Below are 20,460 nucleotides of genomic sequence, written 5' to 3' on the forward strand. Positions count from 1 at the left end.
GGAGTGAGAATATGTCTCTTAACGAAAATATAACGGATATTTCGATGCCTCAGCTTGCGGAATCGTTAGTATCGGCTACCATTGGCAAGTGGCTCAAAAAGCCAGGAGATCCTGTGGAGCAATTCGAACCCATTTGTGAAGTCATTACAGATAAAGTAAATGCTGAGCTTCCTTCTACGGTAGATGGCATTATGGGCGAAATACTGGCTGTCGAAGGTCAGATGGTGAATGTCGGCGAAATCATTTGCCGTATCCATGTTCAAGGCGAACAACCTGTTCAAAGTCAGCCGGTAACCGCACCCGATGCTGATGTTAACAATTCACCTCAATCAAAGGCGGCGAGCTCAGATCAGTCCATGAGAGGACGGTACTCTCCTGCTGTACAAAGCCTTGCTTTGGAGCATGGCATCAATTTGAACGATGTAACAGGAACAGGCATTGGCGGTCGTATTACTCGTAAAGACGTTCTATCGTATATTTCAGAGAGAAAAACGGCTACTGTGTTGCCTAAAGTGGAGAATGTTCCAGTACGTCACTCTGGGCTTCACTTGTCAGAGAGTCCAAAAATTCCTACAATTGAAGTTGAAGGAGCAGGTGCTGGACGTTCAGAGTATATTGACGTAACACCGATTCGCAGAGCCATTGCGACAAATATGAAAAAGAGTGTAACGGAAATTCCGCACGCTTGGACGATGATTGAAGTCGATGTTACAAATCTAGTATTGCTTAGAAACAAATTGAAAGACGAATTTATGCGGAGTGAAGGCATTAATTTAACGTATCTCGCATTTCTATTGAAGGCTGTCGTCAACGCGATTAAAGATTATCCAATTATGAATTCGACTTGGGCTGATGATAAAATTGTTGTCAAACGGGATATTAATATTTCACTCGCAGTAGGAACGGAAGATTCGGTATTGACTCCGGTTATTAAAAAAGCCGATCAGAAAAATATCGCCGGACTGGCGAGAGAAATTGAGGAATTGGCTCGTAAAACCCGCGAAGGTAAGCTTCAATTAGATGATATGCAGGGAGGAACGTTCACCGTTAATAATACGGGGTCGTTCGGTTCAATTCTCTCTTATCCAATTATTAACTACCCGCAGGCTGCCATTCTTACGTTTGAATCGATTGTGAAGAAACCAGTCGTCATCAATGACATGATCGCAGTTCGGTCCATGGCTAATCTTTGTTTATCGCTCGATCATCGTATTTTGGATGGTGTTATTTGCGGACGCTTCTTGCAGCGTGTCAAAGATAACTTAGAAAGCTTTTCACTAGACACCAAATTGTATTAATTCGATCATATATTTCCGAAAGAAGGGGCGTGACAAACCATGAGTCAATCACTTGAAGTCATTTATACGCCCATGGTGGATTATGCAGAAGCTTGGGAACAGCAAAAACAGATTGTTAAAAAGATAGATCAAGGAGAGCAGCAGGATACCCTGCTGCTTCTTCAACATCCGCCAACATATACGATCGGCTCCCAAAGACATCCGGAGCATTTGCTGTTATCGCCTGAAGAGCTGCAAAATAGAGGGATTACTCTATTTGAAATTGACCGCGGCGGTGACATTACATATCACGGACCGGGACAGCTTGTTGGTTATCCGCTGCTTATGCTGGATACATCTGAAGGGCTTGATTTGCATGGCTATTTGCGGAGCATCGAGCAAGTCATTATCGAGTATTTAGCGGAGTATGGTATCAAGGGAAGCCGAAAACCAGAATATACGGGTGTATGGGTAGGCGATGAGAAAATAACTGCGATTGGCGTTAAATTCAACAAAAGCCGCACTCGCAGAGGATTCATTACGAGTCACGGCTTCGCCTTTAATATTAAGTCAGGAATTCAAAATGAAGGGTTTCAAGGCATTATCCCTTGCGGCATTCAGGAGTACGGTGTCACTTCTCTTGAGGACTGTACGGGCCTGAAATTTACTGTCGAACAAGTTGCCAGAGAACTTATTCCTTATTTTGTGAATCGATTTCATTACGATGGAGTACAAATTCATAGCGAGTTAACTTGAAGTTTATTACTGCATGAACGGTGCAAATATAGACAACAAAGTGGATGCCACCATGGCAAACAACATTAAATAGATCATAACTTTAAATACTTTTCGTTGTTTCATAACCTGCTCCTTTGCATATCTTTTAATCTATTTCTATTGTAACGCATTAATAAATTGGAGGGAAGCCACGTGGTCGTAAAGGATCGTTTGATCAAAGAATTTATGGAGCTTGTCCAAGTGGACAGTGAAACCAAACATGAGGAGCAAATTGCCAAAGTATTAAAACAGAAGTTTACCAGCCTTGGCCTCCATGTCGTAGAAGATGACTCTCGTGAAAAGACAGGTCACGGCGCAGGCAACCTGATCGCTACACTTCCTGCGAATGGAGCTGAAGGTGCTCCTAAGATTTATTTTACGAGTCACATGGATACGGTAACTCCTGGTAAAGGAATCAAACCTGTACTTGGAGAAGACGGCTGGATTCGCAGCGATGGAACGACCATATTAGGCTCTGACGATAAAGCGGGACTTGCTGCGTTATTTGAAGCCATTCGTGTACTCCAGGAGAACAATATTCCGCACGGACAGATTCAATTTGTCATTACAGCCGGTGAAGAATCAGGGCTTATGGGCGCAAGAGCAATGGATCCGAAATATTTAGACGCTGATTTTGGCTATGCAGTTGATTCTAACGGCGAAGTTGGGGCGATATGCGTGGCAGCGCCTACGAGAGCAGATGTTTTCATGAAGATTTATGGTAGATCAGCTCACGCTGGGGTAAATCCTGAGGACGGCATTAGTGCGATTCAAGTCGCGAGCAAAGCGATTTCTCGCATGAAACTCGGACGCATTGATCATGAAACGACAGCGAATATTGGCAAATTCGAAGGCGGCGGACCAACGAACGTCGTGACAGATTACGTAAAACTAGATGCTGAAGCGAGAAGTATGGCGCAACATAAAATTGAAGCGCAATTACAACATATGAAGGAAGTATTAGAATCGACTTGTCAGGAGTTCGGGGCACGCGGTGTATTCGAAAGTCATATTTTGTACCCTGCCTTTCATTTGACAGAGCAAGATCATGTTGTGCAGCTTGCACAGCGTGCCATTACGAAGGTCGGCCTTTCAACTCGGACGTTCCATTCCGGCGGAGGAAGTGACGCGAACGTATTTAATGGTTTCGGTGTTCCGACCGTAAATTTGGCTGTAGGATATGAAGATATTCATACAACAAATGAACGTATTAAAGCGGACGATATCGTCAAAGTAGCTGAAGTGGTTGTCGCAATTATTAAAGAGGCAGCTGGCAAATAAATAGCATCATATATAGAAGCCAAGCCGAGGTATGACCTTGCTTGGCTTCTTTTACTTATGAACGGCTCTTTTCTGGAGAAACTCTGAGAACAGCGTATCTGCTCTTTCTTGCTTTTGCCATTGTTTTAATAGAATTCGAATTTGCCATGCTTTCCCGACGATTTGAAATTGACTGGCTGACATATAGCTTTTCATGCCTATTACTCCTTTTCATAAAGGGTTTGGTATAATAACACCATATGCTTAAATGGGACAAGTTATTCTAGGGAGGACGATTTGATGAGCTCATCTTCAAATAAATTAGAAGAAGTTACGATTGCTACGCAGCCGATTTTTACAGGAAAGGTCATTTCATTGCAAGTGGATACCGTTCAGCTTCCGAATGGGAAGACTTCGACACGTGAAATTGTGAAGCATCCCGGTGCGGTTGCCGTACTTGCGATTAAAGATGGGAGGATGCTTCTTGTAGATCAATATCGCCAGGCAATGGGACGAACAGAGCTTGAAATTCCTGCCGGCAAGCTGGAAGCGGGGGAAGATCCTCTAGATGCTGCAAAACGTGAACTGGAGGAAGAAACGGGATACCGCCCCCGTTCGATTAGACGTCTGCATTCGTTCTATACTTCTCCTGGGTTTGCAGACGAAATCATTCATTTATATGTCACTGAAGACCTGGAGGAAGGTCAGTATGCGCCTGATGAGGACGAGTTTTTGCACAACATTGAAGTAACGCTGGACGAAGCCTGGGATCTTATTGCAAACGGAAGAATAAGCGATGCGAAGACGATAATGGCCGTTCAAGCATGGCAGCTATACCATCTAACCGGAAAGTTCGGGTATGACAATGAATAGTTTCTATGCTGATTTGCACATCCATATCGGCAGAACGAACAGCGGACAAGCAGTGAAAATAAGCGCCAGCCGCGATCTGACTTTTGCCAATATCGCTAAAGAAGCCGCGAAGCGGAAAGGGATTCAGTTGATTGGCATTATTGATACGCATTCCCCCGCGGTGCAGGAAGATATTATTCAATGTCTAGATCGGGGGGAGATGGAGGAAGCAGCAGGAGGAGGGATACGGTATCAGGGAACAACCATATTATTAGGCAGTGAAATTGAAATTCGTGAATCTGGTATGGGTCCAGCTCATGTGCTGGTTTATTTTCCGCATCTGCAAGTGATGCAAGATTTCACCAAATGGATGTCCAAGTATATGAAGAATGTGAATCTGAGCTCCCAGCGTATTTATGTGCCAGCTGCAGTATTGCAGGATGAAGTAGTTCAGCGTGGAGGGCTGTTCATTCCTGCTCATATTTTCACGCCGCACCGAAGCATCTACGGCAGCTGTGCTCCTCGAATGGCAGATGTTCTTGATTTATCCAAAATCAATGCGGTAGAGCTCGGCTTAAGCGCTGACGCAGACATGGCTGGACTTATCAGTGAGCTCGATCCATTTACGATATTAACGAATTCAGATGCACATTCACTCAGTAAAATAGGCCGTGAATATAACGTATTAGCGATGAAGGAGCCTACATTTGAAGAATTTGCGCTTTCGCTCGCGAGACAAGACGGACGCAGTGTGCAAGCGAACTACGGGCTCAATCCTCGTCTTGGCAAATACCACCGTACGTATTGCAGCAATTGCAATAGTATAATCGATGAAACGACTGCTTCCAGTGATCGGTGTTCTTATTGCGGGAGTACCAAGCTGGTTCGAGGTGTATTAGACAGAATATTGTCCATCGCTGATCGCGAAAAATCTCAGGTGCCGCTGCATAGACCTGCCTATCACTATCAGGTACCGCTTGAATTTATCCCGGGACTCGGCAAGGCGAAATTAAATAAGCTCATGGACGTGTTCGGTACAGAAATGTTCATTTTGCATCAGGCTAGTCAAGAAGAACTAGCTCATGTGGTCGGCGTTGATGCAGCAGAGCAAATTGTGAAAGCGCGTAGCGGGAATATTGCGCTTTCTAGCGGCGGTGGCGGCACTTATGGCAAAGTCATGAGACAGTGAGACGGTAATGAGTAACCTTCTTTTAGATGGTATTCATAGACATAGTTTACGGAGGCTCGTCATAGTTTAGTGATAGCTTGAGTATGAAAGGAGACTCCGTCCTATGCAGTCACTTCGGAATTCGTTTAAAGATCAGACATCCCTCTATATTTTTGTATCGGTACTTTTCCTCGTCGGAGTCGTATTTGGCGCATTGATGGTTAATGCACTGTCCTTGGAGCAACAGCAGGATTTGGGACGCTATTTGGGCAATTTTTTTGTAACCGTTGATCAAGGGCTTAATCCTGTGCAGCAAGAGGCTTATTGGGATATTGCGCTAGCTCATTTAAAGTGGATTGGCCTAATATGGATATTAGGATTTTCCGTGATTGGCCTGCCTGTTATCCTCATATTAGATTTTTTAAAAGGGGTGCTGATCGGCTTTACTGTCGGATATTTGGTCGGTCAATATTCTTGGAAAGGACTGTTATTCGCGTTAGTTGCCGTTGCTCCGCATAATTTTATCATTATACCTGTATTTATCATTAGCAGTGTTTGTGCGATGACGTTCTCGCTATATATTATTAAGAATCGGGTGCTCATGCAGAAGCATGGAAGTATTAAACAGCCGTTCATGTCTTATACAGGTTTGACAGCAGCGATGATGCTTATGATATTAGCGGTATCTACATTTGAAACTTGGGTCACGCCAGCGATGATGCGCTGGGTAACTCCCCTCCTTTTATAATCGCTTCACACACTCTCTCTTCTACCAAAATGTTTGACTTTGTTTAGGAACACGCCCTATAATAAAATCAGTGAGTCTTAACACGGGTGCAGTGATTTCCAAAGGGGAGGGAGAACATGGAAGCACGGATCGAGAAAATTAAGCAGCAGTTACAATCCCAAGGCTATAAATTAACGCCCCAACGGGAAGCCACCGTAAGAGTTTTGCTTGAGAATGAAGAAGACCATCTAAGCGCAGAGGACGTATTCATGCTCGTGAAAGAAAAAGCTCCCGAAATCGGTCTGGCGACCGTATACCGTACCCTTGAGTTGCTCAGTGAACTGCATGTTGTGGAAAAGATTAATTTCGGCGACGGTGTTGCACGTTATGATCTGCGAACGGACACAAGCAAGCATCATCATCACCATCTCATTTGTGTACAGTGCGGTGCTATGGATGAAATTAAAGAAGATTGGCTCGTTGAACTCGAAGAAAAGCTGGAGAAGGAATTTAATTTTACTGTTCTAGATCACAGACTAGATTTTCACGGGATTTGCCACCGCTGCAAACTGAAGAAAAAAACCAATGAATGAACGAATGAAATAAGCCCAGGCCGGTTGCGATTTACCGCCAGGGCTTTTTTGCTAGTCAATAATACAGCCCTTCTGGTTAGGCATGATTTGCATCTTGTCCACATATGATGTAATAAGCTAAGCAGGCTATGTCTATCAAAGGAGCCTATGAATATGATTATTTCTGTGCGGAAATGGCTTAGATATATTCGCTATTTTATTGTGTTCGCTGCATTGACGGTATTAATGTATAAATTATATGTATTATTCGGCGACTGGGTATTCCCGGTTGATCGTTACCGCGTGCCTGACGGCTCGGCCGTTAGAGTGTTTGATACGATTGATTTTCAGAAAGACATGGACAGTTCGCTGCTTCAGCGCCTGAGACTTTATTACTGGTTTGGCGAGTAATGAAGCGGTGCTTTTGCAGGAAAATTATGATTTATGCCGAATAGTTATGAATATAAGGAAATGATGGTAAAGGGGCTACTAAATTAGATGAAGCAATATATACGGTCCTTTATTCATTTTTTATCAGAGGAAAAAGGATTATCTCAAAGTACGCTGGAATCCTATGAACGAGATATTGCGCATTTTATATCTTTTGCTGAGAAACGTGATATTACCTCTCCTGAGCAGATTGGTAGGTCACATATTGTGATGTACTTAGGGCAGCTGAAGCAATTAGGAAGAGCTGCATCTACCATGACAAGAAATGCGGTAACCATTCGCTTGTTCTTTAAATATTTAATAAGAGAACATCTTGTGACACATGACCCCTCCATAGATATGGAGACACCGAAGGTCGAGAAGAAACTGCCACAAGTACTGAGTCTAGATGAGGTTGAAAGATTGCTTAGTTCACCCGATGATTCTACTCCGCAAGGAATGCGGGATAAGGCAATGCTGGAACTTATTTATGCAACGGGTATTCGGGTGTCTGAACTTATATCGTTAAATGTAGATGACATATATGGAGAGTTAAAGTTTGTTCGCTGCATTGGGAATTCCGGAAAAGAGCGGATTATTCCAATGACAGGGGTTTCTGCGAAGTGCATTCAGTCGTATTTAGAAGGAATGCGGCCTAAGCTGTTAAAGCATCATACTGATGAGCAGGCGCTATTTGTTAATCAGCTTGGAACGCGGCTAACTCGCCAAGGTTTCTGGAAAATCCTTAAGAAGTACGCGAAAGAAGCTGGAATAGAGAAAGATATTACACCGCACACGCTTCGTCATTCTTTTGCGGCACATCTGATTGAAAATGGAGCTGACCTAAGATCTGTTCAGGAAATGCTCGGACATGCTGATATATCGACAACACAAATTTATACACATGTCACAAAGAGAAATATGAAAGAGGTATATGAAAGCCATCATCCGAGAGCAAAGTTGAATTTCTCTTAAGCAGAGTAAACCATTTCTTTGGCACTCGCCGTAAAAGAATGGTTTTTTTGTTGGCGGGCATTAATATCATGAAACTACAATTTGAAGGAGGACATCTGTTATGTCTGACAAAAGTGAGCAAAGATTTAAACGGATTTGTTTAATCGTTCTAGACAGTGTAGGAATTGGTGAATTGCCTGATGCCCCTAAATTTGGAGATACAGGTGCTCATACACTCGGACATATTCTTGAGAGAGTGCCGGGTGTGAAGCTCCCTAATATGCAGAAGATGGGGCTGGGAAATATTTCCCCTATTCCGCCGCTTTCACCAGTAGATCAGCCAGAAGCTTACTATGGAAAAATGGCGGAAGTGTCTGTAGGAAAGGACACGATGACAGGTCATTGGGAGCTTATGGGGCTTAAAATTAACACACCGTTTAATACATACCCTGACGGCTTTCCAGCAGAACTTATTCGTAAGTTCGAGGAGGAAACAGGCAGAAAGGTGATTGGCAACAAGGCGGCTTCAGGAACAGATATTCTTGTAGAATACGGCGAAGAGCAGATGAGAACAGGCGCGTGGATTGTGTATACTTCTGCCGATAGTGTGTTTCAAATTGCTGCACACGAAGATGTCATTCCGCTTGATGAGCTCTACCGCGGTTGTGAAATTGCTCGCAGACTGACGATGGCTCCAGAGTTCTCGGTAGGACGCGTTATCGCTCGTCCGTATGTAGGTCAGCCAGGTCATTTCACAAGGACTCCTAATCGGCACGACTATGCCGTTAAACCGCCAGCGCCAACGGTGATGAACATGCTTAAAGATGCGGGTAAAGATGTAATCGCGGTGGGTAAAATCAACGATATTTTTACCGGCGAGGGCGTTACGGAATCCTATCCTACAAAGAGTAATGAGCATGGCATTCGAGTGACGATAGATCAGCTTGAGAAATCGTTTGACGGGCTGTTATTTACCAATTTAGTGGACTTCGATTCGTTATATGGACATCGCCGTGACCCGGAAGGTTATGCTAGAGCTTTAGAAGAGTTCGACGCAGCATTGCCAGAGTTAAAATCGAAAATTGGCCGCGATGACCTGCTTATCATTTCGGCTGACCACGGTAACGATCCAATCCATCACGGAACAGATCATACTCGTGAATATGTACCTCTTCTTGTATACAGCCCTTCTCTTGAGGCACCAGGCAGTCTAGGCGTTAGAGAGACTTACTCTGATGTCGGAGCAACGATTGCAGACAATTTTGGCGTCAAGGCACCGCAGTATGGTTCAAGTTTTCTCGCGCAATTAAAGTAATACATTAACAGGGGAGATTAAAAATATGACAATCATGAATCAAACAGTCATTAAAGAAGCGGCAGATTACGTTCGCAGCCGAACGGACGCAAAGCCTGAAGTAGGTCTTATTCTGGGATCAGGGCTTGGAATATTGGCTGATTTAATAACGGACGCGGTAACGATCGCTTATAATGATATTCCGCACTTTCCGCAATCAACCGTTGAAGGACATGCGGGCGAACTGCTGATCGGTACTATTCAAGGTCGTACTGTCGTTATGATGAAGGGCCGGTTCCATATGTATGAAGGATATGGCCCAGAAGTGACGGCATTTCCTGTCAGAGTGATGAAAGAGCTTGGTGTAAAGAGTTTGCTCGTCACGAATGCTGCTGGCGGAGTCAATACTTCCTTTGAACCAGGCGATCTTATGCTTATTTCAGATCATCTGAATTTAACCGGACGCAATCCGCTTATTGGGCCGAATGATCCAGCGCTTGGTGTACGTTTCCCGGATTTATCGGAAGCGTACAGTCGTCGGTTACGGGGCTTTGCGAAAGAAGCGGCTAATAAGAAAGGAATTTCAGTTCGCGAAGGTGTCTATGCAGGACTGCTCGGTCCGAACTACGAGACACCAGCTGAAATTGTAATGCTTCGTACTCTTGGGGCGGACGCTGTCGGAATGTCAACGGTATCTGAGGTTATTGTGGCTCGCCATGCGGGTATTGAAGTACTCGGTATTTCATGTATTACGAACATGGCTGCTGGTATTTTGGATCAACCGCTGTCCCATGACGAAGTCATGGAAACAGCGGATCGTGTTCGTGAACACTTTCTAGCACTTGTTCTTGATGTAATACCGAATATGTAAATTTGATTTCCCGGAGGAGACAATAATATGACTGTTCAAGCTAATGAATACGCATCATATGGTAAGCAAATTGAGGAAGCTGCTGATTACATAAAGAGTAAACTTGGAACCTACAAGCCAACCATCGGATTAGTATTAGGATCTGGACTTGGGGATTTGGGTGATCAAATCGAGAATGCGGTGTTTATTCCGTATGAGGAGATTCCTAACTTTCCAAAATCGACAGTAGAAGGTCATGCTGGACGATTCGTTATTGGAAACCTCGAAGGCAAAGACGTCATCATTATGCAAGGTCGTTTCCACTATTACGAAGGATACAGCATGCGTAAAGTTGTATTGCCTGTATACGTTATGGGTAAATTAGGCGTACATTCGGTTATCATGACAAATGCAGCTGGCGGAATGAAGAAAACATTCAAACCAGGCGATTTAATGCTTATTACAGATCATATTAATTTGACCGGGGACAATCCGCTTATCGGGCCGAATGATCCATCCTTAGGTGTGAGATTCCCAGACATGACTCATGCCTATGATCCTGAATATCGTGAGCTGGCTAAGAAAGTAAGTAAGCAGATTAAAGGTGAGGATGGATCAACGTTAACACTTCAAGAGGGCGTATACTGCGGCATTAGCGGTCCATCCTATAACTCTCCTGCCGAGTTGAATATGCTTGTTACGATCGGAGGACATGCTATAGGGATGTCTACTGTCGGTGAAGTGATCGCTGCGAGACATGCAGGGCTGCGAGTGCTAGGTATTTCCTGTATTACCGATTTAGCGATTGCTGATGAATTAGAGCCGCTTACCCATGAACAAGTCATGAGAGTGGCCAATAATACGAAGCCTAAGTTTATTGGACTTGTCCGTGCTTTTGTCCGTGAAGTATAAACAAACTCCATATAAAGGGGAGACTCAGCATGAGAGCTGTAGATATTATTCAGAAAAAAAGAGATGGCCATGAGCTGACACGTGAAGAGATATCGTTTCTTATTAAAGGATACAGCCGCGGTGAAATTCCAGATTATCAAATGTCCGCTTGGGCGATGGCTGTATACTTTCAAGGCATGAATCCGCGGGAGACAGCCGATCTAACGCTTGAAATGGCCTCCTCCGGCGAACAAATTGATCTAAGTCCAATTCATGGAATTAAAGTAGATAAGCATTCCACTGGAGGCGTGGGGGATAAAACGACCGTTGTCCTTGCGCCGCTCGTTGCTTCAGCTGGTGTTCCAGTCGCTAAAATGTCAGGCCGCGGACTCGGTCATACCGGCGGTACGATCGATAAGCTTGAATCGATCTCTGGTTTTTCGGTCGAGCTGACACGCGAACAATTTTTCAGCCAAGTGAACAGTATAGGCGCTGCGGTGATCAGTCAAAGCGGAAATATTACGCCTGCTGATAAGAAACTGTACAGTTTGCGAGATGTTACGGCAACTGTTGAATCTATTCCGCTCATTGCAAGCTCAGTGATGAGTAAGAAGATTGCAGCTGGCGCAGATGCGATTGTTCTTGATGTTAAGACGGGCAGCGGCGCGTTTATGAAATCGCTGGATGCTTCAATCTCGCTTGCTCAAGCGATGGTGGAGATTGGTACCGAGGTTGGACGACAGACTGTAGCTGTAATTAGTGATATGGACCAGCCGCTCGGATTCGGAATCGGCAACGCCCTTGAAATTAAAGAAGCGATTGCAACGCTGCAAGGCAATGGTCCTAAAGATTTGGAAGAAGTATGCCTCTTCTTAGGCTCTCACATGTTAGTTCTTGGCGGCAAAGCGAAGGATGAGCAGGAAGCAAGAACGATATTGAAGAAGCTGATCGAGAATGGAGCTGCATTTGACAAGCTTAAACAGCTCGTGAAAGCTCAGAACGGCGATGTTTCGCAGATTGAGAACCCGGATTTGCTCCCATCCGCTAGACGGCAAATTGAAGTGAAGGCAATGGGCAACGGTTATGTTGAAGCGATTCAAGCTGAACAAATTGGTATTGCAGCGATGCTGCTTGGAGCGGGAAGAGAGACGAAAGAATCTGCTATCGATTTGTCGGTAGGCATCGTCATCACAAAGAAAGTCGCAGATTATGTTGAATCAGGCGAGACGATTGCTGTACTTCATGCCAATACGGATGATGAGTCTAAGATTCGTGAAGTAGAGCAGAAAGTTATTGAAGCGTACCGTGTTGTAGATCATGAAGTGAAGAAGCCGCCCCTCATTTACGCGCTTGTTACGAAAGATGGAGTAAAACGGTTCTAAATGAACTGAAAATATTGAAATCCGTAGGAATTTTCCTACGGATTTTTTGTTTTATTGGAATAATTTTCACTTTTGCCGTCGACACTAATTACCAGTATAACTATGAACATCAAGTATCCTAGTAGGAGGGGACTTATTTGAAGAAATGGCTTTTGGCAGTTGTTGCTGCACTGTCGTTAGCAATAACAGCATTCCCGCTTTCGGGGTTTGCTGAAGAAAAAGCGGCTTCTGAGAAGATATCTCAGAAAGCTTCGGCTTCGGATTTAGCGGCGAGTGCCCGCTCAGCGATTTTGATGGATGCAGATACCGGAACTGTAATTTACGAAAAAAACAGTCATGAGAAATTACCGCCCGCTAGTATTACGAAAATTATGACGATGCTGCTTACGATGGAAGCGATCGATGAAGGAAAGATCAAGCTGGAAGACAAGGTGCAGACGAGTGATTATGCCGCTTCTATGGGAGGCTCTCAAATCTTTTTGGAGCCTGGAGAAGAAATGACGGTAAATGATCTGCTCAAAGGTGTTGCGATGGCTTCTGGCAACGATGCTTCCGTGGCGCTGGCAGAGAAAATATCAGGAACAGAAGAAGCTTTTGTGGCACTTATGAATGAACGGGCGGAGCAGTTAGGACTTAAGGACACTCACTTTGCAAACTGCAACGGTTTGCCGGCGAACAATCATTACTCTTCCGCACATGACATTGCAGTCATCAGCCGAGAATTACTTAAGCACAGCTATATCACGAAATATACAGGTACCTATCAAGATTACCTTCGGAAAGATTCGGAGAAACCGTTCTGGCTTGTGAACACGAACAAACTTGTTCGTTTCTACAGCGGAGCAGACGGACTGAAGACTGGCTATACTTCAGAGGCTAAATTCTGCTTGTCTGCAACTGCTTTAAGGGATGGCATGCGTGTGGTCGCAGTCGTTCTTGGTGAGCCGAATACAAAGACACGTAATAACGAAGTTTCCAAAATGTTTGATTATGCATTCGCTCAATATACAATGCACCCTATTTACAAGTTGGGCGACGAAATAGGTAAAGTGAAAATTCAAAAAGGCAAAACTGCTGTACTTACGCTCAAAGCGGATCAATCCTACAGCGTTTTACTTAAAAAGGGCGGAAAGAAGACAGAAATTCGCCATGAGCTGCAAGTTCCTGCGAAGTTAATGGCTCCGGTCAAAGAAGGTCAGGTTGTCGGCAAACTCGTTGTTTATCAAGGCGATCAAGTACTTAAGGAGTATGAATTAAAGTCTCCGACTACGATTAATAAAGCTGGATGGTGGACATTGTTCAAACGAACGACTTCTAAATTGTTCTTTGTAAAATGATAGCGTTTTTCTTCTAGTTTTGTCGCAGGGCAGGAATTCCTTTTCCGAACGTAGAACACATTGTTCTATCAGGGAGGAGAGTGAACAAACGTGAATGTAAATGTAGAACTAGAACATCAGAAGCATGTGTTAATCGTCCGTCTTTCTGGAGAGCTGGATCATCATACTGCTGATCTAGTAAGAATGCAGATCGATGATGCTATCGTGCGCAGGCAAAGTGAGCATTTGATCTTAAGCCTTAAAGATTTGCAGTTTATGGATAGCTCTGGGCTAGGCATCATTCTCGGAAGATATAAGTCAATCAAGCAAAAGGGCGGAAAAATGGTCGTATGCGGAGTGAATCCCCCGGTATATCGCTTGTTTGAAATGTCTGGATTGTTCAAAATCATGCCGATTTATGAAAACGAGGGGACCGCACTCTCGAGTTTGGAGGTCGCCCTATGAGTGGAAGCAATTTTATGACCCTGCAGTTTGCTGCAAAGTCGGAAAATGAATCGTTCGCCAGAGTCGCTGTTGCCGCATTCATATCGCAGCTTGATCCAACAATGGATGAGCTTACGGATTTAAAAACGGTCGTATCGGAAGCAGTGACCAACTGTATCATTCACGGTTATGACAGTAATCCTGAGGGCATCGTTCACATTGAATGCCGCATTGACTTAGATACGGTAACGTTGGTCGTGGAAGACAAAGGACAAGGGATTGAAGATTTAGAGCTTGCCAAACAGCCGCTCTACACTTCGAAGCCAGAGTTAGAACGGTCAGGAATGGGCTTTACGATCATGGAAAATTTTATGGATGAATTTGAAGTGGTAAGCAGGCCAGGCGCGGGTACATCCATTCGGATGAAGAAAAGGATTGAATCCAAAAAAGCTTTGTACAATTAGGGGTTGGGGCTAATGGATGCCGATATGAAGCAAGCTTCACACAGCTACTTAGATGATGCGGAAGTAAAACGGTTGATCTATTTAAGTCAGTCTGGTGATCAAGTTGCTAGAGATACGCTGGTCAACTGCAATATTCGTCTGGTTTGGTCTGTCGTACAGCGCTTTATGAACCGGGGATATGAGCCGGAAGATTTGTTTCAGATCGGTTGTATTGGGCTCTTAAAATCGGTTGATAAATTTGATCTAACGTATGAAGTCAAATTTTCCACATACGCGGTTCCGATGATTATTGGTGAGATCCAACGTTTTCTTCGGGATGACGGTACGCTTAAGGTCAGCCGATCTTTAAAGGAAATGGCGAATAAGGTTCGAAAAAAGAAGGATGAACTTTCCAAGCTCCTCGATCGTTTGCCGACGATCAAGGAAGTAGCCGAAGAGCTTGGTGTGTCGCCTGAGGAAGTCGTGTTTGCTCAAGAAGCGAATAAACCGCCGACCTCTATCCATGAAACTGTATTTGAAAATGACGGAGATCCGATTACATTAATGGATCAAATTGCGGACGATTCGCAAGAGCGTTGGTTCGACAAACTCGCGCTGCATGAAGCCATTGGAGGGCTCACGGAGCGGGAGAAACTCATTGTATACTTGAGATATTACCGAGATCAGACACAGTCTGAGGTTGCCAGTCGGCTTGGTATTTCTCAGGTGCAGGTGTCCCGGCTCGAGAAGAAAATACTTCAGTTAATTCGTGATCAAATTGCTCAATAAATAAGAGGCTATTGATAAATGTCATTTCAGGCATTTATCAATAGCCTCTTTGTTTATTTTCCCCATAAATGGAATTCATGCAAGCGACTAGATTTATTTATGAAAAGTCATACTAAGTTGTAAATAGCACTTAAGGAGTGAACCTTCATGCAACAAAGTTACACTCCCACGGTCTACTTACGGCTTCGCAGACATATTCAGCTGCCTAAGGGCACCATTATTACGCTTGGACATGTTGCGCATATATTGACGGACCCAGAATGGGAGTCTTCGCTTAGAGACTTAAAATTATATGACCCTAAAGAGCAGGACGGCAAACTTATATTGATTGATATGATGCAGATCATCCGTTCCATCAAACAAATTCTCCCGGAAGTAAAAGTGGAATATATGGGGGAGCCGCATGTCATGGTAGAAATGACTGTAGATGAGAAGAAACCTTCCGTATTTATGTTTGTCCTCGTGTGGATTCTTTTATTTTTCGGCTCTGCACTCACCATTATGAACTTCCATGCGGACGTCAACATGAAAGAAGTTCAAATTCGAATTGTGGAGATTATTTCAGGCAGAAGAGACGAACATCCTTATCTGTTTCAGGTAGCTTACTCTTTTGGCATCGGATTTGGGATGATCTTGTTCTTTAATCACCTTTTTAAGAAAAAGTGGAATGAGGAACCGACTCCTCTTGAAGTTGAAATGTTTCTCTACCAAGAAAGCTTGAATCAATATGCGATTACCGAGGAATATAAGCGAATTCATAATACGAAGCCTCCCGAGGATTCTCCTTAATGAGTGTAATGCTCGCTATTTTCTATGTAATCTTAGGGATTGCTGGGGGAATTGCGGTTGGAGGGGGAGCTATAGCGCTTGTCATTGTGCTGGATATCATTCCTCGGCTAGCACAGTTAACGCGTTCTTATCATAAAGTTCATTGGTATGAGGGGGCATTAATTAGCGGCTCGGTTATAGGTACAGTCTCGGATTTTTGGAATTGGAAGCTGCCAGGCATCCCTGCATTTACAATCGTCGCCGGCTTGTTTTGCGGCATTTTCGTCGGTATGTTGTCGGCTGCGCTGACAGAGATATTAAATATTTTGCCGATTTTGGCGAGAAGATTGAAAATGAAAAATTATCTTGTTGGTCTGCTTATGGCTATGGTGATCGGGAAAATTGCAGGCTCCTTGTTTGATTGGCTTATGTTTCTGAAATAGCATATAGGAGGGAAATGCGTATGGAAAAGAACGGAAAGCAAGTCAGCAATGAACACTCTCGCCTATCGATGAATACAGATAAAGAGCAATTTATGAACCAAAAACGTGAAGCAGAAATGTCGGATTCTGTGGAAGAGTCTATTGTTTATTGGCAGGGAAAAGACGAAATCAATTTGCATTTAACAGAAAATAAAAAGACGCTTCAGGAAGTCGTTTCTCTCGGAAAGTCATTTGATCTGTTGTTTCGTGAGATGACGTTTGGAGGCCGGCAGACGGGGCTGTTTTATGCGAATAGTTTAACGAACTCCGTCATCCTGACTGAAATTTTAAAACGGCTGTCTTTTTTGACTCCGGAAGAAGTGTCCGCAAACGCGTTTAAATCGTTTTTTGAATGCTATGTCCCGCATATTCAGGTGGAGCGTGTTGAGAAATTAAGTCAGGTTATCAATAAAGTGCTTATGGGAATGAGTGCTTTATTTATTGAAGGCGAGAGAGCGGCTATCGCCATTGATACGAGAATATTTCCGGTCCGGTCACCAGAAGAACCATCCCTTGAGAAAGTCGTCCGCGGTTCAAGAGATGGCTTTACGGAGACATTACTGTTTAATGTGGCGCTTGTTCGCCGGCGTGTGCGCGACCCCGGACTCAAGCTCGAGATTATGCCCGTGGGAAGAAGAACACGTACGGATGTATGTGTTGCTTATATCGACGATATCGTGGATAAACTTCAGGTTGACAAAATAAAGGAGAAGATTCAAGCAGTTAATTTAGAAGGTCTTCCACTTGCAGATAAGCAATTGGAAGAAGCAATTGTTAACAAAGGATGGCATCCTTATCCGCTGGTCCGATATTCGGAGCGCCCTGATGTCGTAGCTTCGCATTTGCTGGAAGGAAGAATCGTAGTATTAGTGGACACTTCTCCCAGCGTTATGATTATGCCAAGTACTTTCTTTGATTTGTGCATGCATGCAGAAGAAAATAGGCAGACGCCGTTTATGGGTACGTATTTGCGATGGATCCGTTTTGCAGGCATTTTGGCTTCATTGTTCTTATTGCCTCTCTGGCTTTTGCTTGTTGCAAATCCGCAGTATAAGCCGCCTGCGCTTGATTTTATCGGCCCGCACGATACGGCGAAAATTCCGCTCATCGTGCAGTTTCTTATGGTTGAATTTGGGGTTGACCTGATGAGGATGGCCGCTGTACATACACCGACTCCGCTTGCTTCTGCAATGGGTCTCATTGCAGCCATTCTTATCGGTGACATCGCAGTCAAATCGGGCTTGTTCGTGAATGAAGTCGTGCTGTATATGGCTGTGGCTGCGATCGGAATGTTTGCAACGCCGAGCTACGAATTGGGGCTTGCAAACCGCTTGGTTCGGTTATTATTACTTATTGCGGTTGCGATTTTCAAAATGCCAGGGCTTGTCATTGGAACGACGTTGTTTATTATATTGCTGGCGACGCACCGGTCGTACAATTCTTCATATCTGTGGCCGTTTATACCATTTAATGCAAAGGCTTTTGCCTCAACCTTGCTGCGGAGACCTGTACTGGGATTAAAGAAACGTCCGTCTTTCAACAAGACGCGTGATAATACTCGTATGCCAGAAAACCCGTCCGAAGGAAACTGACTGAACAAAAAACACAAATGTTTTGTAATTTAATCCATCTTAACATCGCTATTTATTTGCTATACTTGTGTAAAAATTTCGGATGGAATTTTTATATTTCCATTGAAAGTGGAGGATTGTTGCAATGTATTTACACGGTACAAGCACGATAAATGCAAAAGGTCATCTTGAAATTGGCGGATGCGATGTTACAGATTTGAAAGCAAAATACGGTACTCCATTATATATTGTTGATGAGCAGCTTGTTCGTCAGCGCTGTCGTCAGTATGTAGAAGCTTTTCGCGCTTCAGGGCTGAAATTTCAAGTTGCCTATGCCAGCAAAGCATTCAGCGTAATGGCGATGTGCAGACTCGCTGAACAGGAAGGAATGTCTCTTGATGTCGTTTCGGAAGGCGAACTGTATACCGCTTTGCAAGCAGGCTTCCCAGCTCATCGCATTCATTTTCACGGAAACAACAAAACACCGGAAGAAATTCAAATGGCAATTGATGCTGAGATTGGTTGTTTCGTAGTGGACAATTTCGTAGAGCTTCATTTACTGCAAGCGATCGCAGCGGAAAATAACCGTAAAGTGAATATTTTACTCCGCGTAACACCAGGGGTAGAGGCTCATACGCACGAATATATTTCAACAGGCCAAACGGACTCGAAGTTCGGTTTTGACATTGGCAACGGCTCCGCATTCGAAGCGGTAAATATTGCTGCGGAGCAAAGCAATCTCAATTTGCTTGGAGTACATTCTCATATTGGATCCCAAATTTTCGAAGTGGAAGGATTCCAGCTTGCTGTAGAACGTGTAGCTGATTTTGCGCGGGTCATTAACAACAATCTCGGAATTACGTTTAAAGTTGTGAACCTCGGCGGCGGATTCGGTATCCGTTATGTTGACGGAGATACCCCTCTCGCTGTTTCTGACTATATCAAAGCGATTACGGATGCCGTTAAGCAGCACTTTGCGACGATTGGCAAGGAGCTCCCTGAAATTTGGGTAGAGCCAGGCCGCAGTATCGTAGGCGATGCGGGAACAACACTTTACACAGTCGGAACAAGCAAAGAAATTCCTGGAGTTCGCAAATACGTTGCTGTGGATGGAGGGATGACCGACAACCCTCGCCCAGCATTGTATCAATCGAAGTATGAAGCAATGCTTGCGAATCGTGCAAATGATCCTGCCGAAGAGACAGTGTCTATTGCAGGTAAATGTTGTGAGAGCGGAGATATGCTCATCTGGGATGTTGAGCTTCCGAAAGTGAATACAGGTGATTTGCTCGCTGTCGCTTGTACAGGTGCCTACAACTATTCCATGGCTAGCAATTACAACCGTATTCGCAGACCAGCTGTTGTTTTCGTTAAGGATGGACAAAGTGATCTTGTCGTGAAGAGAGAATCTCTTCAAGATATTATTGCCAATGATCTGATTCCAGAGCGCATTGCTAAAGAGCCGGTTGCTGGTTTGAAATAATATAGAATCTGGTGAAAGACCTGACATCTATGTCAGGTCTTTTTCATTTTAAAGTGAGCGACTCTATGAATAAAAGTTGAATATACCAGACGATATCATGTAAAATTGGAGAGCACGGAGTAAAATACCCTAATGATTAGCGGAAACAGCTCTGGTTCAATATACACATTTGTGATAAAGGAAGTGTTAGCATTGAAAAAAGGTAAAATTGTGCTTGAAAAAGGCGGCGTCGTAGAAATCGAATTTTTGCCAAATGAAGCCCCTAATACTGTTGCAAACTTTGAAAAATTAGCAAACTCCGGTTTTTATGATGGACTTACATTCCACCGTGTAATCCCTGGATTCGTTGCACAAGGCGGATGCCCTGTAGGGAACGGTACAGGCGGTGCTGGCTACACCATTAAATGTGAAACAGCAACAAACGTAACCAAACATGAGAGAGGGGTTCTTTCCATGGCTCATGCGGGTAGAGATACAGGCAGCAGCCAATTCTTTATCGTATATGAACCACAACCGCACTTGGATGGAGTCCACACTGTATTTGGTAAAGTTGTGAATGGTATGGAATATGTCGATCAAATCCGTCCTCATGATAAAATGCAAGAAGTTAGAGTTTGGGACGAGCAATAATATTTCATTGTCATGCTGAATAGACCGCCCGCCTTTAAGGCAGACGGTCTATTTTCATATAAAATAGTAAGTAGGTATAGTTTCCACACTTGCTTTTTAAT

Annotated in this window: 24 protein-coding genes; 22 read left to right on the forward strand and 2 right to left on the reverse strand. The window is 44.0% G+C overall.

What is annotated here, in order from left to right:
* The first annotated feature begins 11 nt into the window (after positions 1-11).
* Together J2Z20_RS02795 and lipB are read left to right on the forward strand one after the other, a co-directional pair.
* A complete protein-coding gene (locus tag J2Z20_RS02795) occupies positions 12-1,298 on the forward strand; it encodes a dihydrolipoamide acetyltransferase family protein (protein WP_209845141.1) in 1,287 nt (428 codons plus the stop codon).
* Positions 1,299-1,337: 39 nt separating this feature from the next.
* Complete coding sequence (lipB, locus tag J2Z20_RS02800) at positions 1,338-2,033, forward strand: lipoyl(octanoyl) transferase LipB (protein ID WP_209845143.1); 696 nt, start codon at positions 1,338-1,340, stop codon at positions 2,031-2,033.
* 6 nt (positions 2,034-2,039) lie between these two features.
* On the opposite strand, the gene prli42 is transcribed toward lipB, so the two are convergent.
* Positions 2,040-2,138: a stressosome-associated protein Prli42 gene (gene prli42, locus J2Z20_RS02805; RefSeq protein WP_209845145.1), complete on the reverse strand. Its 99-nt coding sequence runs from the start codon at positions 2,136-2,138 to the stop codon at positions 2,040-2,042.
* 69 nt (positions 2,139-2,207) lie between these two features.
* Between prli42 and J2Z20_RS02810 the strand changes: the two genes are divergently transcribed.
* Positions 2,208-3,335: a tripeptidase T gene (locus tag J2Z20_RS02810; protein ID WP_209845148.1), complete on the forward strand. Its 1,128-nt coding sequence runs from the start codon at positions 2,208-2,210 to the stop codon at positions 3,333-3,335.
* Positions 3,336-3,386: 51 nt separating this feature from the next.
* On the opposite strand, the gene mciZ is transcribed toward J2Z20_RS02810, so the two are convergent.
* Positions 3,387-3,530 carry a Z-ring formation inhibitor MciZ gene (mciZ, locus tag J2Z20_RS02815; protein WP_209845150.1) on the reverse strand — a complete coding sequence of 48 codons (144 nt, stop codon included), beginning with the start codon at positions 3,528-3,530 and terminating at the stop codon, positions 3,387-3,389.
* A gap of 84 nt (positions 3,531-3,614) precedes the next feature.
* Here mciZ and J2Z20_RS02820 point away from each other — a divergent pair, with 84 nt between their 5' ends.
* The 19 genes from J2Z20_RS02820 to J2Z20_RS02910 all read left to right on the forward strand — a co-directional run bounded on the left by J2Z20_RS02820 (position 3,615) and on the right by J2Z20_RS02910 (position 20,359).
* On the forward strand, positions 3,615-4,187 hold the full coding sequence (locus J2Z20_RS02820; RefSeq protein ID WP_209845152.1) for an NUDIX hydrolase: 573 nt from the start codon (positions 3,615-3,617) through the stop codon (positions 4,185-4,187).
* On the forward strand, positions 4,174-5,355 hold the full coding sequence (locus tag J2Z20_RS02825; protein WP_209845154.1) for an endonuclease Q family protein: 1,182 nt from the start codon (positions 4,174-4,176) through the stop codon (positions 5,353-5,355). The genes J2Z20_RS02820 and J2Z20_RS02825 overlap by 14 nt, the downstream gene beginning before the upstream one ends.
* Positions 5,356-5,458: 103 nt before the next feature.
* Positions 5,459-6,082: a stage II sporulation protein M gene (spoIIM, locus tag J2Z20_RS02830; RefSeq protein WP_209845156.1), complete on the forward strand. Its 624-nt coding sequence runs from the start codon at positions 5,459-5,461 to the stop codon at positions 6,080-6,082.
* Positions 6,083-6,198: 116 nt separating this feature from the next.
* Entirely contained in the window at positions 6,199-6,654 is a 456-nt protein-coding gene (fur, locus tag J2Z20_RS02835; RefSeq protein ID WP_209845158.1) for a ferric iron uptake transcriptional regulator, read from the forward strand.
* Between the two features lie 153 nt (positions 6,655-6,807).
* Positions 6,808-7,044 (forward strand): DUF4227 family protein, encoded by a 237-nt coding sequence (locus tag J2Z20_RS02840; RefSeq protein ID WP_209845160.1) that lies wholly within the window; start codon positions 6,808-6,810, stop codon positions 7,042-7,044.
* An 87-nt stretch (positions 7,045-7,131) separates the two neighbouring features.
* A complete protein-coding gene (xerD, locus tag J2Z20_RS02845; protein ID WP_209845162.1) occupies positions 7,132-8,037 on the forward strand; it encodes a site-specific tyrosine recombinase XerD in 906 nt (301 codons plus the stop codon).
* A 100-nt stretch (positions 8,038-8,137) separates the two neighbouring features.
* Positions 8,138-9,331 (forward strand): phosphopentomutase, encoded by a 1,194-nt coding sequence (gene deoB / locus J2Z20_RS02850; protein WP_209845164.1) that lies wholly within the window; start codon positions 8,138-8,140, stop codon positions 9,329-9,331.
* A 25-nt stretch (positions 9,332-9,356) separates the two neighbouring features.
* Complete coding sequence (locus J2Z20_RS02855; protein ID WP_209845166.1) at positions 9,357-10,181, forward strand: purine-nucleoside phosphorylase; 825 nt, start codon at positions 9,357-9,359, stop codon at positions 10,179-10,181.
* 27 nt (positions 10,182-10,208) lie between these two features.
* Positions 10,209-11,072 carry a purine-nucleoside phosphorylase gene (locus tag J2Z20_RS02860; RefSeq protein WP_209845168.1) on the forward strand — a complete coding sequence of 288 codons (864 nt, stop codon included), beginning with the start codon at positions 10,209-10,211 and terminating at the stop codon, positions 11,070-11,072.
* Between the two features lie 29 nt (positions 11,073-11,101).
* On the forward strand, positions 11,102-12,433 hold the full coding sequence (locus J2Z20_RS02865; RefSeq protein WP_209845170.1) for a pyrimidine-nucleoside phosphorylase: 1,332 nt from the start codon (positions 11,102-11,104) through the stop codon (positions 12,431-12,433).
* A 137-nt stretch (positions 12,434-12,570) separates the two neighbouring features.
* On the forward strand, positions 12,571-13,770 hold the full coding sequence (locus tag J2Z20_RS02870) for a D-alanyl-D-alanine carboxypeptidase family protein (protein WP_209845172.1): 1,200 nt from the start codon (positions 12,571-12,573) through the stop codon (positions 13,768-13,770).
* Positions 13,771-13,860: 90 nt separating this feature from the next.
* The gene (spoIIAA, locus tag J2Z20_RS02875; RefSeq protein ID WP_209845174.1) at positions 13,861-14,214 is read left to right on the forward strand and encodes an anti-sigma F factor antagonist; all 354 of its coding nucleotides are present in this window, start codon (positions 13,861-13,863) and stop codon (positions 14,212-14,214) included.
* On the forward strand, positions 14,211-14,657 hold the full coding sequence (gene spoIIAB, locus J2Z20_RS02880) for an anti-sigma F factor (protein WP_209845176.1): 447 nt from the start codon (positions 14,211-14,213) through the stop codon (positions 14,655-14,657). The genes spoIIAA and spoIIAB overlap by 4 nt, the downstream gene beginning before the upstream one ends.
* A 12-nt stretch (positions 14,658-14,669) precedes the next feature.
* Positions 14,670-15,425 (forward strand): RNA polymerase sporulation sigma factor SigF, encoded by a 756-nt coding sequence (gene sigF, locus J2Z20_RS02885; RefSeq protein ID WP_209845178.1) that lies wholly within the window; start codon positions 14,670-14,672, stop codon positions 15,423-15,425.
* Between the two features lie 147 nt (positions 15,426-15,572).
* Complete coding sequence (locus tag J2Z20_RS02890) at positions 15,573-16,214, forward strand: stage V sporulation protein AA (protein WP_209845180.1); 642 nt, start codon at positions 15,573-15,575, stop codon at positions 16,212-16,214.
* On the forward strand, positions 16,214-16,636 hold the full coding sequence (locus J2Z20_RS02895; RefSeq protein ID WP_209845182.1) for a stage V sporulation protein AB: 423 nt from the start codon (positions 16,214-16,216) through the stop codon (positions 16,634-16,636). Before J2Z20_RS02890 ends, J2Z20_RS02895 begins: the two co-directional genes overlap by 1 nt.
* A gap of 68 nt (positions 16,637-16,704) precedes the next feature.
* Positions 16,705-18,267 (forward strand): spore germination protein, encoded by a 1,563-nt coding sequence (locus J2Z20_RS02900; RefSeq protein ID WP_245251962.1) that lies wholly within the window; start codon positions 16,705-16,707, stop codon positions 18,265-18,267.
* A 124-nt stretch (positions 18,268-18,391) separates the two neighbouring features.
* Positions 18,392-19,729: a diaminopimelate decarboxylase gene (gene lysA / locus J2Z20_RS02905; protein WP_209845186.1), complete on the forward strand. Its 1,338-nt coding sequence runs from the start codon at positions 18,392-18,394 to the stop codon at positions 19,727-19,729.
* A gap of 192 nt (positions 19,730-19,921) precedes the next feature.
* Positions 19,922-20,359, forward strand: coding sequence for a peptidylprolyl isomerase (locus J2Z20_RS02910; protein ID WP_209845188.1), 438 nt, complete (start codon positions 19,922-19,924; stop codon positions 20,357-20,359).
* Positions 20,360-20,460 lie beyond the last annotated feature (101 nt).

The sequence above is a fragment of the Paenibacillus sediminis genome (genome assembly GCF_017873765.1).
Classification (GTDB): domain Bacteria; phylum Bacillota; class Bacilli; order Paenibacillales; family Paenibacillaceae; genus Paenibacillus_AG; species Paenibacillus_AG sediminis.